At 35.5% G+C, this 18,632-nt stretch carries 17 protein-coding genes and 1 pseudogene; 2 read left to right on the forward strand and 16 right to left on the reverse strand.

Annotated elements, in window-relative coordinates:
• Positions 1-14: 14 nt before the first annotated feature.
• The 8 genes from MHH73_RS11190 to MHH73_RS11225 all read right to left on the reverse strand — a co-directional run bounded on the left by MHH73_RS11190 (position 15) and on the right by MHH73_RS11225 (position 8,532).
• Positions 15-1,076: an LLM class flavin-dependent oxidoreductase gene (locus MHH73_RS11190; RefSeq protein ID WP_191811540.1), complete on the reverse strand. Its 1,062-nt coding sequence runs from the start codon at positions 1,074-1,076 to the stop codon at positions 15-17.
• Positions 1,077-1,222: 146 nt separating this feature from the next.
• Complete coding sequence (locus tag MHH73_RS11195) at positions 1,223-1,978, reverse strand: carboxymuconolactone decarboxylase family protein (RefSeq protein WP_191811538.1); 756 nt, start codon at positions 1,976-1,978, stop codon at positions 1,223-1,225.
• A gap of 124 nt (positions 1,979-2,102) precedes the next feature.
• A complete protein-coding gene (locus MHH73_RS11200) occupies positions 2,103-2,864 on the reverse strand; it encodes an SDR family NAD(P)-dependent oxidoreductase (RefSeq protein WP_191811536.1) in 762 nt (253 codons plus the stop codon).
• 8 nt (positions 2,865-2,872) lie between these two features.
• Positions 2,873-3,667: an enoyl-CoA hydratase-related protein gene (locus MHH73_RS11205; protein ID WP_191811534.1), complete on the reverse strand. Its 795-nt coding sequence runs from the start codon at positions 3,665-3,667 to the stop codon at positions 2,873-2,875.
• Between the two features lie 35 nt (positions 3,668-3,702).
• A complete protein-coding gene (locus tag MHH73_RS11210) occupies positions 3,703-4,467 on the reverse strand; it encodes an SDR family NAD(P)-dependent oxidoreductase (protein ID WP_191811532.1) in 765 nt (254 codons plus the stop codon).
• Positions 4,468-4,485: 18 nt separating this feature from the next.
• A complete protein-coding gene (locus tag MHH73_RS11215) occupies positions 4,486-5,721 on the reverse strand; it encodes an acyl-CoA dehydrogenase family protein (RefSeq protein ID WP_191811530.1) in 1,236 nt (411 codons plus the stop codon).
• A 28-nt stretch (positions 5,722-5,749) separates the two neighbouring features.
• Complete coding sequence (locus MHH73_RS11220; protein ID WP_191811528.1) at positions 5,750-7,867, reverse strand: acetate--CoA ligase family protein; 2,118 nt, start codon at positions 7,865-7,867, stop codon at positions 5,750-5,752.
• A 248-nt stretch (positions 7,868-8,115) separates the two neighbouring features.
• Positions 8,116-8,532: a PaaI family thioesterase gene (locus tag MHH73_RS11225; RefSeq protein ID WP_191811526.1), complete on the reverse strand. Its 417-nt coding sequence runs from the start codon at positions 8,530-8,532 to the stop codon at positions 8,116-8,118.
• 939 nt (positions 8,533-9,471) lie between these two features.
• Here MHH73_RS11225 and MHH73_RS11230 point away from each other — a divergent pair.
• Positions 9,472-10,656: a NupC/NupG family nucleoside CNT transporter gene (locus tag MHH73_RS11230; RefSeq protein ID WP_191811523.1), complete on the forward strand. Its 1,185-nt coding sequence runs from the start codon at positions 9,472-9,474 to the stop codon at positions 10,654-10,656.
• Between the two features lie 209 nt (positions 10,657-10,865).
• Here the strand turns inward: MHH73_RS11230 and MHH73_RS11235 are convergent, their stop codons facing one another.
• From MHH73_RS11235 to MHH73_RS11250, 4 genes and pseudogenes are all read right to left on the reverse strand, one after another.
• A complete protein-coding gene (locus MHH73_RS11235) occupies positions 10,866-11,579 on the reverse strand; it encodes a DUF2812 domain-containing protein (RefSeq protein ID WP_341066819.1) in 714 nt (237 codons plus the stop codon).
• Positions 11,572-11,862, reverse strand: a pseudogene (locus MHH73_RS11240) (PadR family transcriptional regulator). Before MHH73_RS11240 ends, MHH73_RS11235 begins: the two are co-directional and overlap by 8 nt.
• Positions 11,863-12,018: 156 nt before the next feature.
• Positions 12,019-12,555, reverse strand: a complete 537-nt coding sequence (locus MHH73_RS11245; RefSeq protein WP_341066820.1) for a GNAT family N-acetyltransferase — start codon at positions 12,553-12,555, stop codon at positions 12,019-12,021.
• A 187-nt stretch (positions 12,556-12,742) separates the two neighbouring features.
• A complete protein-coding gene (locus tag MHH73_RS11250) occupies positions 12,743-12,922 on the reverse strand; it encodes a DUF6440 family protein (protein ID WP_341066823.1) in 180 nt (59 codons plus the stop codon).
• Between the two features lie 366 nt (positions 12,923-13,288).
• Between MHH73_RS11250 and MHH73_RS11255 the strand changes: the two genes are divergently transcribed.
• Positions 13,289-13,732 carry a RidA family protein gene (locus tag MHH73_RS11255; protein WP_341066824.1) on the forward strand — a complete coding sequence of 148 codons (444 nt, stop codon included), beginning with the start codon at positions 13,289-13,291 and terminating at the stop codon, positions 13,730-13,732.
• 763 nt (positions 13,733-14,495) lie between these two features.
• Here the strand turns inward: MHH73_RS11255 and MHH73_RS11260 are convergent.
• From MHH73_RS11260 to MHH73_RS11275, 4 genes are all read right to left on the reverse strand, one after another.
• Entirely contained in the window at positions 14,496-14,660 is a 165-nt protein-coding gene (locus tag MHH73_RS11260; RefSeq protein WP_341066826.1) for a hypothetical protein, read from the reverse strand.
• A gap of 365 nt (positions 14,661-15,025) precedes the next feature.
• Positions 15,026-16,699, reverse strand: coding sequence for a dihydroxy-acid dehydratase (gene ilvD / locus MHH73_RS11265; RefSeq protein ID WP_191811511.1), 1,674 nt, complete (start codon positions 16,697-16,699; stop codon positions 15,026-15,028).
• Positions 16,700-16,830: 131 nt separating this feature from the next.
• A complete protein-coding gene (locus MHH73_RS11270; RefSeq protein ID WP_191811509.1) occupies positions 16,831-17,505 on the reverse strand; it encodes a FadR/GntR family transcriptional regulator in 675 nt (224 codons plus the stop codon).
• Positions 17,506-17,625: 120 nt separating this feature from the next.
• The gene (locus tag MHH73_RS11275; protein ID WP_341066829.1) at positions 17,626-18,528 is read right to left on the reverse strand and encodes a sulfurtransferase; all 903 of its coding nucleotides are present in this window, start codon (positions 18,526-18,528) and stop codon (positions 17,626-17,628) included.
• Positions 18,529-18,632: the final 104 nt, after the last annotated feature.

Below are 18,632 nucleotides of genomic sequence, written 5' to 3' on the forward strand. Positions count from 1 at the left end.
TTCATTATGAAGTATTATCGAATGAAATTTTCCGTCTTCGAAAAATACGGCATCACTTTTTCAGCAAACAATTTCATAGACTTTAACACTTTCTGTTGTGGTTGACCACCAATATTCATCCAAAGAATAATATTATTTAATCCTGTAATTCTCTTGTATTCTTGTATATCCTGTATTACTTTTTCTGGTGACCCAACTAATGTATTTTCCGATTGTAAAAATCGTTGGTAATCTATATTTCTTTCTCTATCGATCACACCAAACGTCGGTCGATTATCTCTTTCATTCATATACCATTCAAGCCCTTCTCTATATTCCGCTTGTGCTTCTTCAGTCGTTTCTGCAACATAGCAGAAAAGTAACTTTCCTGATCTAGCAACAGCATCTTCTACATATTCAGATGATAATCCGGATGCAAGTGCAGACTTTTTATACAATTCGATTTTGTGATTCGTATCTTCATTGGTTATTCCTCCTAGAACAAATGAATGCCCCTGTTTGGCTGCATTAATGATTGAAGAATCATTACCAGAAACCATTACAAATATCGGCGGTCCTGAACGATGCACAGGTCTCGGATAAACAGGAATGTCTTTGATATCATAGAATTTTCCTGAATAAGTAACCTTATCGTTTTTCAATGCAGTTGTAAGAATATCTAATGATTCTAAGTATTTTTCATGGCGTTGATCAAAGTCAATATTGTATGCTTCATATTCTAATGCATCGTATCCTTTACCCACGCCTAAATACAATCTTCCATTACTAATGATATCTACTAAAGCCATATCTTCAGCCAATTGTAATGGATGATGAAGAGGTAATCTAGAAACGGCAGAGCCTAGCATAATCGTATTCGTTTGTGCGGCTGCGGCTGCCAAATAAACAGACGTAGAACTAACAACACCATAAGCACGAGCATTATGTTCAGCAATCCATGCGGAATGAAAGCCCAATTGATCAGCAATCTTTATCTGTTCTAAACCATCACGTAACTCTTCCGCATCAGTTTTCCAAGGAGCAACCGAATTCAAGAAGAAAAGTCCAAATGTCATATCTTTTCCTAAAATAGGCATTATCCAACACTCCATTTCTTTAATTTACAGGCATAAAAACAAAATCTTAACTGAATATTACAAAAATTTAAATAAAGGTTATTTATTGTGTCGTTAGCATTCCTTAAGTCCAATAACTGACTTACTTTAACTATCAAGTTTGATAATTATATTTCTGAAATCGCTTCTTCTAAAATAGGCAAGCTTATATGAAAAGTACTACTTCCTTGTGTACTGACTATTTTAAAAATTTCCATTATCTCTTCAAATGTAGCTCCATACTTCAATGCATTTCTAATATGAATCCGCAACCCTTTCTCAAATAAGTGTGTAGTGGAGCTATCGATAGCAATATAGATAAATTCTTTTAGTTTTTCACTTATTATGTCTTTTTCCCAAGGGTTTGTTAAATATTTAAGATAACTTTCAAAAAATTGACCATCATTTACTAGAAGTATGTCACGAAAACGGTTCCAATAGCCCATTTTCTTTATAAACTGATTTTTTTGCTCTGTTTGCTTTTCATTCAAACATACTGACATAGAATGGTTCGAGTACGCATTGTATTCATCTTCTAAAATCGGGATTCCTACTGCACAAGTATGCATGCCTAGAACACTAACTAGTTTAAGAACTTCGAAGATTTCCTCTATTGTTGCCCCGTGAATAATTGCGTTTTTAATATGCATTTCTAGTTTACTTTGGCAGAGGTTTGTCGGAGAAGCGTTTATTGCGATATGAATGAGCTCAATTGTTTTTGCATCAAATATATTATTCGTATAAGGGGTTAACAAGAAGTCTTTGTATATGGTATAAAAACTAGAATCGATAGTCGATAAATATTCCATAGTCGAATCCCAATAACCCATTTCTTTTAATTGAGCATTAGAAATTGTTTTATTAGTATTGCTGTTAGCTTCCATTGATAAATCCTCCTTCCTAAGATCAAATTGATTCATTTAGCAAAACTGGTTCTATAATAAAAAATGGGGTTTATTCATTTTTCTTCCCATTTTTAGTTAGACTTCGAATAAGATAAATAGTCTTTTAATTACTCGGTGATCCAGATACATAGATGATTTGCCCTGTAACATAATCAGATTTTTCTGTGGCTAAAAATTCGATTACATTTGCGACATCTTCTGGTTTGCCAATTCTTCTTATTGGATTACGATTAAGAATCGCCTCCTTCATTTGATTGAAATTATCAATTCCTCTCTTATGTGCATCGGCTTCAGACACTTTACTCATCTGTGTTTCGATATAACCAGGGGCAACTGCATTAACATGTATGCCATGGGGACCAAGTTCAATAGCTAAAGATTTTGTCAGTCCTTGAATTCCTGCTTTTGCAGCAGCATAGTTGACTCTTCCTTTTGCACCTAAAGCCGCAACGGATGAAATTAAGATCATCTTTCCTTGTTGCTGTCTCTTCATGAATGGTGTAACCGCTTTACAACAATTAAAGGAACCTTTCAAATTAACATCTATCACTGTATCCCACTCATCATCCAACATATCATCAATTAAATGATCTTTTAATATTCCAGCACAATTGATTAAAATATCAATTCGATTAAACTTTTTAAAAACACAATTTACAGCATCTTCAACTTCTCTTCTATTACTTATATCTACTTTCATTTCATATACATCGTCTGAATAGTCCTGCCATTTTCCTTGTAGTAAATCAAAAACAACTATCTTTGCTTTCTCAAACAACAATTTCTTCACCGTTGCTTCGCCTATTCCCCCTGCACCGCCTGTGATAATTGCTACTTTCCCTCTGAACGTCCCGATATGTCTCATTCCTCCTTTTAAATTTCTTGTTCATTAAACCATTGAATGGTTGACTTGAGACCCAACTCATTTATTTTGTCTCTAATCGATTGAATCCCTTCGGTCGTATGGATAATTGCATCTTGCTCTGGTCCGAACATCACACTTGTTCTAAATCCTTGAATATCCATTACTCGATTATGTGCTTGCTTCTTTAACTTCAAAATATCAAGAGGTGTTTTTGCAATTCCTTTAGCAATTTCTAATGTTTTTTCTTCTAACTCTGCTTCGTTAAAGCAACGGGCGGCAAACCCATATTCTGTCGCTTCGATACCTGTAATTCTACTCCCAGCTGTTAAATCTAGTAATTTTGCTCGTTGGTGCCCAATATGCCATCCCCAATAAATTCCTACAAACCCTCCTCCAAGAGGCAGTGAAGGAAAGCCAAACTGTGCATTCTCAGCTGTGATAACAAAGTCACATGAAGCTAACAGCTGTGTACCCCCTGCCAATGCAAAACCATGTACTTGCGCAATGATTGGTTTTGGAAACGCCCATATTCTTAACCATCTTTTCGTAAATTCCTCTAATTTATCTCGGTCTTCAGTGACAGTGGAATGATTGTATTTACCGACATCGTACCCTACACTAAATGCTCGCCCACTTCCTTTTATGATAACTACACTAATAGAATCATCTTGTTCAATTTCGGTTAGCGCTTGATCAAGCTCTGTTAACAGCTGCTTATTTAAGGCATTTAATTTTTCTGGACGATTCAATATGATATAGGCGATTTTTCCTTTCTTTTCCATTAATACTGATAATTCTGACATTTAAAAACCTCCAATGAATTACTATTATCTTTTTATTAAAATCCACCACCACTAACATCCAATGTTACACCTGTAATATAAGATGAATCGTCTGAGCTTAAGAATGTTACAGCAGCTGCTTGCTCATGAGGTACTGATGCTCTCCCGATTGGAACATTTCTTAATGTAGATTCAATATCTCGATTCTTCCATATTTCCTGCATTCTATCCCCACTAATACAATAGCCTGGAGCAACTGCGTTAACCCTAAATCCTGATGGAGAAAACTCTTTTGACATATGCTTGGTTAAACCTATAACAGCAGCCTTCGCCGCACTATAATGTGGCCTCATCGACTCATTTGGGTTGATTCCTGCTTGTGAAGCCATATTGACGATTGTTCCTTGTGTCCCTTTTTCGACATGATTCCTAATAAACGATTGCGATACTATAAAAATACTTTTTGTATTTAAATCAAATACACGATTCCACATGTCCTCTGTTAATTCCAATAAGTGAATGGGGTGTTCCATGCAACCTCCACCTGCATTATTTACTAAAATATCGATTGTACCTAGTTTTTTCCAACAATCTTTGATGACATTGTTCACTTCATTACTTGATGTGACGTCACAAATCTTCGGAAGACAGGAGCTTGGAAACTGGTGATTGATTTCATTACAAGCTTCATTTAAAGATTGTTCGTCTATATCTAAAACAATGACATAAGCTCCTTCTTGAACAAAACGCTCGACAATTGATCTGCCAATTCCCGATCCTCCTCCAGTGACGAGCGCGATCTTGTTATTTAGCTTACCCATTTCAGCTCCTCCTTCTGTTTAATTAAAGTTCAGGTCACCTCTTAATAGGCTTCTAGCTATTGTTCGTCTATGGATTTCTGAGGTACCATCAGGGATTCGAAGAATTCTGGCATAACGGTATCCTGCTTCAAGTTTTAGTTCATTTGAAACGCCAACTCCTCCATGAATCTGGATGACTTTATCATATACACGCCCTAACATTTCCGTACAGTAAGCCTTTACCATCGAGATCTCTTTGACCGGTTGCTTTTTCGTGTTTTCAATTTTCCATGCGCAATGTAAAGCCATATTTCTAGCCGCATAGATATCCATGGCAGATTCCGCCAACATATTTTGTATAGTTTGGTGCTCTCCTATTGTTTTTCCAAACGTTTTTCGCATATTCGCATAGTCTATTGCCTGTTTCAATGCCCATTGAGCAGATCCAATACATTTACCACTCATCCCTAACCTTCCATTATTAATCCCGTGCATTGCCTTTGTAAACCCTTGATCTAGTTCTCCAATAATATTTTCTTCTGGGACTCTTAATTGATCGATGCTAATAATTCCAGCATCCCCTCCTAATTCCCCCATAACCGGAATTACTGAATCTACATTGAAGCCTTCGCTATTTGTTTCAACAAAGAAACAAGTAATACCACCTTTTCTCTTCTCATGTAATTCGGGATTTGTCACTGCAAATAACATACAGTAATCCGCATAAGGTGCATTCGTTATCCACTGCTTCGTTCCATTTATTACCCATTCATTGTTCACTTTAACAGCTTTTGTTTTGATCCCCCAAACATCAGAACCGGCATCTGGTTCCGTTAATCCAAAACATAATGTTTTTTCTCCTTTTCTTATCCCATCCAGATAATAATCTTTTAGTTCTTGTTTTAGCCCTCTCAACACTGGTGTAATTCCATTGGTAAAAGGAGAGGGAATAACCACAGGGTCAATTAGTTTTCGATTAGGATAGCTTTTTGCAATCGCTTCTTGCGTTAATAAAGCAGTAATAGGTCCAAGTTCCTCACCACCTAATTCTTTGTCCCCGAACATTGTATAAAAACCTGCTTCTGCTGAAGCCATTCTTACTTCTTTTCTTAATCTCTCAACTTTTGGATGACGTCTGCCATTTTCTAGATAATAATTTCTTTCATTGTAGAGTAATTCAGCGTTTTCTTCTTCTAAAGGGATTACCCTTTTATCAATAAATTGTTTTAAGCCGTTTATAATTTCTAAAGTTTCTTCTGGTACGGTAAAATTCATGAACACTGACTCCTCCTTTGTTATTTATTTAACTTAATTTCATCAATGCGTCTGCAACCTTTACACCTTTACTCCCTTCAAACACCATAATAGGATTGAGGTCAACTTCCTCTAAAAGCTCTTCTTGCATGCTAATCACAAAACTAAACTGTGAGATGAGGTTACATAATGAGTCAATATCGTACCGAGTTTTTCCTCTAAAACCCTTTAAAATCATACTTGCTTTTAATTCCTCTACCATTTCTTTTGCAACCATTGGCGATACCGGCGCTTTTCTCATAGAGACATCTTTAAAAACCTCTATAAAAATTCCGCCTAAACCGACAAGTATCATTTGCCCGAAAATGGGGTCTCTCTTTGCACCCACATACATTTCTATGGAATGATCCTTTATCATTTCCTGTATTAACACTCCATCAAATGCTGCCTCTTCTTCATTAACAATAATAGTTTTAAGTTGATTGAAAACATCTTTTACTTCTTGATCATTGTTAATATTTAACTGCACTAGTCCCTTTTCCGTTTTATGTAATATTTGCGGTGACATCCCCTTTAATACCACGGGATAGCCTATTGAATTTGCCCATTCCACCGCTTCAGTTGGGGTTAGTGCTAATTTTTCTACTGTTATAGGAATCTTGTAATTACGAACTATTTCTTTGCTTTGAAATTCCGTTAACGCTTTTCTGTGATTTGACATGAGTTGATTGATTTGAACAAGTGGCACCTCCATTTCCTCATTAGCACAAGCTTTTTCTAGATGTATTTTTGACTTTCTTAATTCATTCATAGCTGAAAGAATCTTTACAGCTCTAGTTGGGTCTTCATTTGATACTAATCCCGAATCGTGGATTATTTTTTTTGCTTCAGGATTACTTAATGTAACTATCACACAAGGAATATCAGGAAATTGTTGCTTAATATGAATCAGCGATGTAAGCTTTGTTGACAATGAATCCGGTTTCAATCCAGAAAACCCTAAAAATACGATTGCTGCATCATATTGCCTACTCTTTAAGACCGCTTTCATAAAATCTTCTAACAATGTCGGCATGTAAGATACTTGTGCTGTAGTATCTAAGGGGTTTTTCACTCCAGCGATAGGTATAATGGATTTTAAATGATTTTGAACATCTTGAGGAGTCTCGGGTAAAGTAAGCCCATTTTCTATTACTTGGTCGGAAAGCATAATCCCTACGCCGCCAGAGACTGTAAAGATTGCTACTCGATCCCCTTTCATCCTCGGTAATTCCGCATATGCGTTAGCTACATCAATAAACTCATCAATCGTCTCTGCCCTATACACACCGTATTGTTTAAAGATTGTGTCATATACCGAATCAGAACCGACCATAGAACCTGTGTGTGACATTGCAGCATGCATACCTACATCTGACCTGCCTACTTTTAGTAAGACGATTGGCTTTTTCTTTTGCGCAGCTAACTTAAACATATTGATTAATTTATTTCCATCTTTTGCTCCTTCAAGATAACAGGCAATTACACTTGTTTTTTCATCATGTATTAAATACTCGATACAATCTGCCACATCGATATCACTTTCATTTCCAGTTGCAACAAACTTACTGAAACCGATTTGATGTTGTCTTGCTAAAGTGAAAACATGTGATCCAAACGCTCCGCTTTGACTTACAAAACCAATTTTCCCTTCTGGTAATGGTTCTTCGTTTTCTAAAATTGTGGAAAATGTAGCATACATTCTTTTACTTACATTAAATAACCCTAAACAATTCGGCCCTAATACTCTGATATGATGTTTTTTTGCAAGGGCAGTAATTTTTTCTTGGTCTTTTTTTCCCTCTTCTCCTATTTCCGAGAAACCAGCACTAAAAATCACAACAGACTTCACACTCTTTTTGATACATGCTAGAAATGTGGGGAGAACTAATTTTTGTGGCAAAGCAATAATTGCTAGATCAATATCACTTGGGACATGCAAAATGGTCTCGTAACATTTCATATCTTCAATTATTTCATAATTAGGGTTAACTGGATAAATACTTCCTAAGTATCCATACTTCATTAAATAATCTAACGGTCTGCCACCAATTTTCTTTTTGTCAGGAGAACAGCCAATAATGGCAATACTTTCTGGCTCAAATATTGATTTTAATTCATTTTGCATATAAGACTCCTTTCATGAAGTAATAATTAATCTTATTGCAAGTGCTATGCCAAAACCATTTTTAATAATAAAATAATACAGATAACTGCTCTTATTATAGGGGACCTTAAGATTCGCAATTGAATTTCAAATAAAAAATGATAATTGTGTTTCAAAATAGTATATTTGGTTTTTAAAATGAAACAGATACAATTTTTAGCGCTGTAATTTTGACCAATATTTACATTAATTAATGAATATTATTAAGTTTAATGTTTCTTTCTTTTTAACACATAAGTTGCTCTCCCTGTTGCTAATAGCTTACCTTCTTCATCCAATATATCTGCTACGCCAACTACTAGTGTCCTTCCTTTATTAATAATCTTACCTTCTGCTTTAATTACACCTGAAGAAACAGGGCGAAAATAATTAATATTCATTTCAGCTGTCATGGCATTAAAATGATCTGCGAGAATGGTTCTAACAGCTGTCCCAACAACGGAATCAATTAGAACTGATATTACTCCTCCATGAACAACTTGATTCGCTTGTAGTAACTTTTGGCTTATTGGAAGAATTAGCGTCGCCTTTCCATCGTCAATTTGTTCCAACCTTACCCCTATTAGTTCACGAAAATGGTTGTTTTTCATCCTATTTATTTCTTTATCCCAAAGCTCTTTCTTCATCGAAATCTCACCTTCCCACATAGTTATAAAAACAATTATGTAGCATGCAATTTATATGCCTATCTTATTGAGTTAAGATTATTGCATTAGATTTTTTAACTATGTAACTGATAAAAAGCAGGTTGCATTTATGAATGGATATAAAAAAAGCCAATCTTCCTATAATGAGGAAGATTGGCCATATTTGCAGTCTGATATCCAGGTGTATTTTTCTGGAAAACACTATTCCTTTATAATAAGGAAAATACCAGATACTGAACTTTAAACGTTGTAAATGAAAAAGGCAGCCTGGGCGAGCTGCCTTTTTCTCCGTTTGAGGTGAATCAATTTTCAGAAGGATTACTATACTATATGTACAAGCAGACGAAGTGGACAAGGATAAACGTCTAATTTTAGTAAAATGGGCTTAATTATTCCTTGCTTCATAGCCTTCGTTATTTAGGTGTTCGTGCAAAAAAGCATATCAAATTATGGGGGTTGGTTTTAATTCAAAGGTTTATTTTTCATTGCTTTATGCTAGTTAGATCATTAAATAATTGACATTAAACATGCTATATCTCTTTAAGGATACTCTTTCTTTAAGTTTCATTGTAGTCTTCTTAGAGTTAGATGATAATAAACTAAGGTCAGCTGGTCTGTTTACATCCATTATGTTTGTTAAATTACCATTTTATATGAGCAATTTTTCTTTGATGGTTATTTTTCTATGTGGAATACTCTCACCTTTTGTACTTTGAATTTTAATAAATGATGAAGGAAAGGTAAGTGAATAGCATGCAATATTTTTAATTACCTACTTTATGGATACTAATAAGTAGGTTTATTATACAAAACATTGAATATTTAAATTTCTCTAGTTTTCTAATATTCATTTGACATCAGATGTCATACTACCTTATCATCAATACTATTGGAGTAAAATTTTTAAGGGGAGACATCATGGTAAATATTTTAATTGGGATTTTAGGCTTTTTTCTCGTTCTCGGCTTAGCATACCTCATTTCCAATGATAAGAAAAATATCAACTATAAAGCGATTGCTATTATGGTTGGCTTACAGATTATCATTACTTTATTCATGTTCCAAACAACCATTGGTTTAAAGTTAGTTGAATGGGTTTCTAACGGCGTAACAACTGTTTTAAATTTTGGTTATGAAGGTATTGATTTTGTATTAGGTGGCTTGGTACAAGAAGGACAAACAGTCTTCTTTATGAATGTACTCATGCTCATTATTTTCACTTCAGCGCTATTATCCATTCTTACTTATATTAGAGTTTTACCTCTAGCTATTAAGTACATTGGTGGGTTTTTAGCAAAAATCACTGGTCTATCAACAGTAGTTACATTCAATAGTATTAACTCCATTTTCTTTGGTCAAAGTGAAGCATTATTGGCGATTAAATCTCATTTGGCAAAAATGAGTGATAACAAATTATTCATTATTAGTACATCAGCAATGGGGAGTGTATCAGCTAGTATTATGGGCTCTTACATGACAATGGTTCCTCCTCAATACGTTTTAATTGCAATGATTTTGAATTCGCTTTCAGGCTTAATTATCGCGACAATGATCGCTCCAATTAAAAACAACGAAAAAGAAGAAATTGATGTAAAAGATGTGACAGGGTCTAAATCATTATTTGAAGCGATTTCAAATGGTGCACTTGACGGCGGTAAAGTGGCTTTAATCGTTGCAGCTATGCTCGTTGCCTACATTGCGTTAATGGCTTTACTTAATGCGATGTTTGATGGAATATTCGGTATGGATTTAACAACGATACTAGGTTATATATTTGCTCCTGTTGCCTGGTTGATGGGTATACCATCAAATGAAATTATTACAGCTGGCTCAATTATGGGAACAAAGCTTGCTACAAACGAATTTGTTGCAATGTTACAATTCCAACCACTAATTGGAGATCTTTCAGAGAAAACAGTTGCGATTATTTCAACATTCTTAATCTCTTTCGCTAACTTTAGTTCAATTGGTATTATTAGTGGTTCGATTCAAGCTATTAATGGTGAGAAAGCGGCTGTTGTTGCCAAATCAGGTTTGAAGATTTTATTAGCAGCGACAATGGCATCAATTTTAACCGCGATTATGGTTGGATTATTTAGTTAACCACGAAAAAAAAGGCATCCATGTATGCCTTTTTTTCGTGATCTAAGAAATACTATTGAAGAGGTATTGACCTTTTCAATAACCTATTTTACATAATAATCTACCTTGAAAGATGAATATTAATACATAAACTGGTGGGTGCCTCTTCTAAATAACTCTCCTTTAGAAATGGATGAGATTTTCAGTTGTAATTAACGAAAAATTTAGTCTTATCTCCCAGCAACTTTATAGTATAAAGAAAATACAAACCAGATAAGTGTTGGTAGTAAAGTGGCTCCTATAAGCATATAAGCGAGCGTTTTAATTGCATCATTTGGTCCGTTTACATATAACAGAAAAATTGTCAATGTAGCAAAAATTAAAATCATCATTGTATTCATCAAAAATACACTTTTTTGTTTCCCTTGTACTTTCCATTTATTTGATTGAATTTTCATCGCTGTCCAAACAGCTGGTATTGCCAGAATCGTTAATATTACTGCTACAACCGTTAATATATTTGCGATCATTCCTGTTGTAAGCATTGTACCCGTCCAAGAACTTATTGCAAACAGCACTAATGCTCCTACCCATCTTGCCGTGTTACTTAAAGACTCCTCGTGTTTTTGGGCAAGTGTTTCTTTATCTGAATAAATTGGTTCAGTACCAGGAGCGGCACGAAATAAATGAATACCTGCTTCTGAGAAAACATGCTTCCAGCCTGCGTCTTCAAAATAACTTAAGTATTCCCCTTCCTCAGTTTCTTCTACTGTACGGTAATCTATGCTATATATACTCTTTTTCTCACCTTTCACCAATGTATATCCCATGAAACTGAGCTTTTTAACATGCCATCCTTTAAGAGACTGTTGTCTCAGTTTCTCCATATCGGTACTTTCTGCAAATGCCAATCCACCTGACATCATATACTTTGTTTTACTCATTTTCTATTCCTCCTAATCCCTCTTCTGCTAATTGAAGCATTAGCTTTCTCACATCCACTTCCTCTTTTAAAGCCAATTTACCTTGTTGGGTCAGTCCATATACTTTTCTTCTTGAGTCTGATCCGTCCTGCAAATAGATCCATTCTTATTTTAAGAGCTTCTTTATAATCGTATACATCGAGGCTGGTCCAATGGCTATTCTTCCTTGTGTAGTCTCTTCGATCAAAGACATAATTGCATATCCATGCCTTGGACGGGTTAATGCCGTCATTATATAAAACATAGAATCGGTTATCTGCCCTTTTGATTTCAATTTTCATCATCCTTATTGTATCTTTTTTTGATATATCATAAAGTGATATAATTTTTCATAAAAAAAGCTTCCTTCAACATGAAGAAGCTTAGTCAATATGATCGCTTAAAGTAATCGAACATAATTTTAATTTCTTTTACTATTACATTGTTCACTACACATCAAAGAATATGCCATTAACCAATTACTATCATTATTCATTTTTCTCACTTTCGTAAAGCCAACTTTTTCATAACAAGCAATAGCACGATGATTGTTTGTCGCAGGATCTAAAATAACCATTTTTGCTTCTGTTCTTTGCGCAATGTATGCCACAAATAGTTTCACCATTCTCGTCCCAATACCTTTTCCGAAAAGCATTGGTTCACCGATAAACTGATCGATTCCATAGATAATTTCATTGCCCTCAAAACCAAAATACTCATTATCTACAGGATAATACTGCATAAATCCAATCGGTTGATCTTTGAGTTCTACGATAAATGAAGGGACATTGATTTCGCCGTCTATACGAGGACCATATTTCTGTTTCACCATTTCTAAAGAAAAAGGTTCATTTACATCTCCGTAGAATGTCAACACTTCTTTAGTACTTAACCATTTACTCATATACTGATAGTCATGTTTAGTCATTTTCCTTATATATAAATCATTTTCTTTCAACACGAACTCTCCTATTCAATATATAGCGTGAAAACTCGCACGTATAAAAGCAGATAAATTGGAGCCATCCTACCGAATTTTAACAGTTTCAAAGGGGAACAACTGAAATTCCTTTTCATTTATTCGCATGTTCAACCATACACTTATCTACAAAAATGAACTGAATTTTCACATAATAAATTACACACTATTTCTTAAAGTCCTTATCTACTAAAGGTTTACCATCTGGATCAACCATGACCGTTAATCCACTTGTCGGACCTGCATAATGGAACATATACATGACTCCGGTTTCATTATCCCGAATGATCTTAAAAGTTTCTATTTTCCCTTGAGTATATATTGTTTCAAAACGTTTATTCTCCATAACTCACCGCTCCCTACATTTTTTAATGAAGTATCACTTAAGGTAATGTAGCTGTATATGAGTTTCATTACCTTATTTTTACCATAAAACCACTTATTGAACAATGCACATTTCAAAGAATATTTCGACATAGACAGTTTTCAGATATAAGTAATGAAAAGGTGGCGTAAACCCTTACTGGATTTATGCTACCTTGTTCTACTCCTAATCAATTACCTATTGGCTTCATATTATATTCGATTATTTATTAAACAACATCAGAAAAATTCACAGAATGTTCATTTACTCAGGTTTTGATATTTATTTTATATTTGTGGTGGGTACAGAGATATTTCGTATCTACCAAACTGAAAAGGAGAGATCATTATGAGCCAAAAGAACGTAATTAAGAAGAACATTAATCACAATAAGGGATGGGCACTTGATTTGTTCAGTGATGTTGTTATTGTTGAGAACAATGGCACAAAATTCCTTTTCCTCTCAGGTGTTTCTTCTGAAGACCCAGAAGCTACAGATCTTCATTCAGTCACAATCTTAGGAGAAAACGACTTCCGCAAACAAACGCAAATTGCATTTCGAAAGATTAAGAGCATACTCGCCGCACATGGGGCAACACTTGCCGACGTCGTACGAATGACGGGGTATGTCACTGATCGAAATAATATGTATACATACTTTGAAGTGCAAGGAGAGGAACTAGAGGGCGCCCCACGACCACCACACACATTTCTAGAAGTTTCCTCCCTCGCCGTTCCAGAAATGCTTGTAGAAATCGAAGTAACTGCGATAATTGATAGTAGTGAGAGCTAAGGAAGCCCAATGAGAATAAGAAAGATGCCATTGAGGAGCAACTCCTCAATGGCATTTCATTAGATAAATTACTAACCATGTCTTAAATTATATTTTCGTCTGAGCACAAATATTTAGCTTCAACAAATGGATGCAATGTATTAAGAGAGGCAATCATACTAAATGGTAAGTTAATTACTCTAAACTATGCCGACTCAGTATTGGGATTGAGTCATTTAGTAGGATTTTCTTTTTGCACCAACACTACGAGATTTAGCTGACTCTAAGCTTTTCACCATCCAAATGCCGACTGCCAATCAAACGTCCGTATTGAGTGAAACTAAGCTTGTTAACTTCAAAAGCTAACAAGCCAAAAATTATCCTATTCTGTTTTGCTTTTTTGATCTTTATTTCGTTTATTTCCCTTACTATTATCACCACTTATTGCGCTTTGATTTCCTCGCGGTGAACTTTGGTTCTTACTGCCGTTATTAGGTACTTTTGTCAAACTGCTTCACTCCCTTCTATTAAGGAGTATTGTGGACTGTTCGAGAAAATTCTATACAAGAAAAAAGAGAGCAGTCACTCTCGAGTTTTCCTCTTATCAAATCACGAGGTGACTAACGTCAAATGTACGATGATGTAAAGTCATTAATTGTTAAAATTAGCTTCCGAGACTCGTGGTTTTTATTTCCATTGGTGTGGAAGTCCGGAGTTTTTTCGTTCGTTTTCTAATCTTGTTCCCGTTTCTAGTTAATGAAAGAACTTCTAGCCTAATATGGCATTATTGATCTATTTTTTCTTTTGAATGATAGCCAACTTTTTCTTCCTCAATGCAAGAAAAACAAGTCATTTTATCATCTTCTTCAAGAACTCCACCTAAAAATCCACCATGACAATAAATCCCTTCACCACAACGACTACATTTACCAAGATACTCTTTTTCCATATGTCCTCCTTACAATAAGAGTTCTCCCTTTTTAGATGAGACTTTTAAAAATTTTTTATGTTCTTGTGTAGATTCAGCCCAGCCCAAACATTTAAACTTATTGTTATATATATTTTAAAAAAGAGAAAACATATTCCCTCAAGTTTGAGAGTGCTGATGGGATTTTTAGCAAAATTAAAGTATACGGAAATAAATAACTCTGTGGAATCTCACCCTCCAATCTCTGATATGTTGTAATATTTCCAGAATATTGGGCTTGCCAGTTACTTTGTTCGCCCATAACCAAATCAATGTAGTAATTGCCTTAAAAAATAATAAGTAAGAAACCTCATTAGCTCAAATGAAGTTTCTTACTTTACTATAAATTAAATGCTCATTACGCCACCTTTTGATGCATTTGTAACCAGTTTAGAGTACCTTCCTAACCAGCCATTTTTAATCTTTGGTTCAAATGGTTGTAATGATTTTTTTCGCTCAGCTAATTCTTCATCAGATAATTTTACGTTCATCGTTCTGTTAGGTAAGTCAATCACAATGATATCCCCATTCTCAATAAGTGCGATTGGCCCACCCTCAGCAGCTTCTGGAGAAATATGACCAATGGAAATCCCACGTGATGCTCCGGAAAAACGGCCGTCTGTTAGTAAAGCAACTGAACTGCCTAACCCTCGACCCATAATGGCTGAAGTCGGCGCGAGCATTTCCGGCATTCCTGGCCCACCTTTAGGTCCCTCATACCTGATGACAACAACATGACCTTCTCTTACAGCTCCATTATCGATTGCTTGTTGTGCTTCTTCTTGTGATTCAAAAACAATCGCTTCTCCTTCGAATTCTTGAATAGTTGGGTCCACTGCACCGACTTTGATGACAGCACCTTCAGGGGCGATATTTCCATATAAAATGGAAAGTCCACCAACTGGGCTATAGGGATTATCTTTTGGACGAATGACCTGTTCATTAGTAATGTCATGTCCACTTACCAACTCACCCATTGTTTTACCGGTAATCGTTATTCTCTCTGGGTGAATGGCATTTGGAATTTTCGTTAATTCATTAATGATTGCACTAATGCCCCCAGCTTTATTAATATCATCCATTGAATAATCTGATGCTGGCATAATTTTTGCTAAATATGGAACACGAGCAGCGATATTATTAATATCTTCTAGATTATAATCAATGCCAGCTTCATTTGCGATTGCTAAAGTGTGAAGCACCGTATTCGTCGAACCACCCATCGCCATATCTAAAGCAAAGGCATCATCAATGGCTTCTTTCGTAATAATGTCACGTGGTTTCACATCTTCTTCAATCATCCGAACTAAATGTTTAGCAGCTTCATAGATTAACTCTTTCCGTTTCGCACTTGTAGCGACAATCGATCCGTTCCCAGGAAGAGCGACACCTAGCATTTCCATTAAGCAGTTCATTGAATTAGCAGTAAACATACCTGAGCAAGACCCACATGTTGGACACGCATTATTTTCAATATCATTGAACTCTTCTTCTGTCATTTTTCCTGACTTGAAGGCGCCTACGCCTTCGAAAACGGATGTTAATGAAAGTTGTTTTCCGCTGGCACTCGTTCCTGCTTCCATCGGACCACCTGAAACAAAGACGGAAGGAACATTTGTACGTGCAGCTGCCATTAACATACCAGGAGTGATCTTGTCACAGTTTGGAATATAAAATACGCCATCAAACCAGTGAGCATTAATTACCGTTTCCGCACTATCAGCAATTAACTCTCTGCTAGGTAAGGAATAACGCATACCAATATGCCCCATGGCAATTCCATCATCAACACCGATCGTATTAAATTCAAAGGGGATGCCACCTGCTTCAATGATAGCTTCTTTAACCACATCTGCAAATTCTCGTAAATGAACATGCCCAGGAATAATATCAATATATGAATTACATACACCAATAAACGGTTTCTCTAAATCTTTCGCTTTTACTTTCCCTGTCGCATATAAAAGACTACGGTGAGGAGCTCTATCTACTCCAAGTTTAATCGTATCGCTTCTTCTCATTTACAACCACACCTTCAATTTTCATTATTTTGATTATTTGTATAATGTATTGTAAATCGTAAGTTGTCTGCTGTCAATAACGTTGTTAGACAAAAAAGACATCTTTTAAAAAAAGATGCCCTTTTTGCTTTTTATTCAATTCCTAATTCACTCATTGCATGTAATATATGAATTTTCATCGCACTTCTGGCTCCTTCAGGGTTACGATTCTTCATAAAATCCATAATCATTTGATGATCATTCAATGTATCTTTAATTGCCACCTCTTTTTCGACTGATAAAATCACTCCTTTATCGATGGCTTGATAAATAACAGGCATGAGCTTTTCCATAAATTCATTATGCGTGGCTTTAACGATTGATTGATGGAATTTCTGCTCTTCAGCTGTTCGGTCTTGCTTCTTTTTAATCTTTTCTTCAATTTGCAACCCATAATCGATGATTCTTTTCATTTCTTGATCACTTGCACGAATGGTCGCATAGTATGCGGCTTCTGGCTCAAAAATTAAGCGCATTTCATACAAATCTTTCGCATTAATTTTTGCATCTGTAAGCAATCCGAAATGTTGCATATGGTCAATATCCAAATCTTCTTTTATAAAGGTCCCTCTACCTCTTTTGATTTCGACAATGCCATTTGTAACGAGGATTCTAATCGCTTCTCTTAAAGTCGTTCGACTAATATTCAATTCTTCCGATAATTCATTTTCGTTAGGTAGCTTATCTCCAGGTTGAAAACGTTTCTCAATGACAATCATAGAGATAATATCATCAGCGATGGAATCGGATAATCTTTTTTGAGTCATATATTTGTCCACACCTTATTTAGTATTAATATAGAATATAGTGGAAACGATCATTTATGTAAATCCTTATTTTTAACGATATGAAAAAACCACGAATGCGAGAACATTCGTGGAGAGAATTTATTCATTATTGGAAGTTACTAGTGGCGCGTTTTCGTCTTGCACCCATTCTGTCATGGAACCGTCGTATACAGCGACATCTTTGCGACCTAGTGTATATAGAATGAAAGCATTCCATGTAGCAGCAATTCCACCGCCACAATAAGTGATGACTTTTTTAGATGGATCAAATACACCGGTCGGCTCGAAAATTTCACGTAATTTTTCTTCCTCTTTAATGAGAAGAGATTCATCATCTGATAAGTCAGCAAAGAAGACATTTTTACTATTAGGGATATGACCGGGACGGCCGTAAGTGTTTTTCTTACCACTAAAGACGTCTGGTGATAGACAATTCATAATGATCATGTTAGGATCATCGATTGCATTTTTGACATCTTCTTTTGTAGCCAATAATTCCCTTCTTCTTCTACCATTAAAAGTCGCTTTCGGATAATATTCAATCCCTGACTTAACTTCTCTACCTTCTTCTTTCCATTTTCTAAAGCCGCCGTTTAAGATAGAGACATTATCAAATCCTTCGAAACGAAGTTGCCACCAAACACGGGATGCCCAATCAGACGCGGCATTCGGTGAGCCGACTTCAGCGATTTTGTCATAAATAATCACATGTGTACCATCACCGACACCCAATTTTTCAATGCCTTCTACGAACCTTTCTCGAGATGGCAATGTAAATGCTTTTGGATCATCTGGGTTTGCTAATTCGTTTACTACATCTGCATGCACAGCGCCCGGAATATGCTCTTCTTTATAAGCGTCTCGTCCGTTCGTTACAGAGTAAAGTCCATCACCATCTGGTAACTTTAAAAAAGTTGTTGCGTCTAATATGCGGATATTTTCATCATTTAAATGTTCCTCTAACCATTGGGTTGAAACAATTGATGGAATCGTTTTGGTCATTACTTTTCTCTCCTCTATCGATTTTTGATTAATATAACATTATACCCATCTGTTTACAAGGAATTAGGTTTGTGATGTTCATTTTCATGACCCAACCATTACAC

It is taken from the genome of Cytobacillus sp. FSL K6-0265 (assembly GCF_038003465.1).
In the GTDB taxonomy this organism is placed as follows: Bacteria; Bacillota; Bacilli; order Bacillales; family Cytobacillaceae; genus Cytobacillus; species Cytobacillus stercorigallinarum.